At 54.6% G+C, this 635-nt stretch carries 1 rRNA gene; it reads left to right on the top strand.

The features are described 5' to 3' along the window. A 23S ribosomal RNA gene (locus tag NNO03_RS22440) occupies positions 1–635 on the top strand; the annotation flags it as partial.

Raw genomic sequence — 635 nt, 5'->3', positions numbered from 1 at the left:
TCATCTTCGGGGGTAGAGCACTGTTTCGGCTAGGGGGTCATCCCGACTTACCAACCCGATGCAAACTGCGAATACCGAAGAATGTTATCACGGGAGACACACGGCGGGTGCTAACGTCCGTCGTGAAGAGGGAAACAACCCAGACCGCCAGCTAAGGTCCCAAAGTCACAGTTAAGTGGGAAACGATGTGGGAAGGCACAGACAGCCAGGATGTTGGCTTAGAAGCAGCCATCATTTAAAGAAAGCGTAATAGCTCACTGGTCGAGTCGGCCTGCGCGGAAGATGTAACGGGGCTAAACTGTGCACCGAAGCTGCGGCAGCGACACTATGTGTTGTTGGGTAGGGGAGCGTTCTGTAAGCCGTTGAAGGTGTCCTGTGAGGGGTGCTGGAGGTATCAGAAGTGCGAATGCTGACATAAGTAACGATAATGCGGGTGAAAAACCCGCACGCCGGAAGACCAAGGGTTCCTGTCCAACGTTAATCGGGGCAGGGTGAGTCGACCCCTAAGGCGAGGCCGAAAGGCGTAGTCGATGGGAAACAGGTTAATATTCCTGTACTTGGTGTTACTGCGAAGGGGGGACGGAGAAGGCTATGTTAGCCGGGCGACGGTTGTCCCGGTTTAAGCATGTAGGCGG

This window comes from Citrobacter sp. Igbk 16, assembly GCF_028069755.1.
Taxonomy (GTDB): Bacteria; Pseudomonadota; Gammaproteobacteria; order Enterobacterales; family Enterobacteriaceae; genus Citrobacter.
This window is presented reverse-complemented; position numbering and strand designations above follow the sequence as displayed.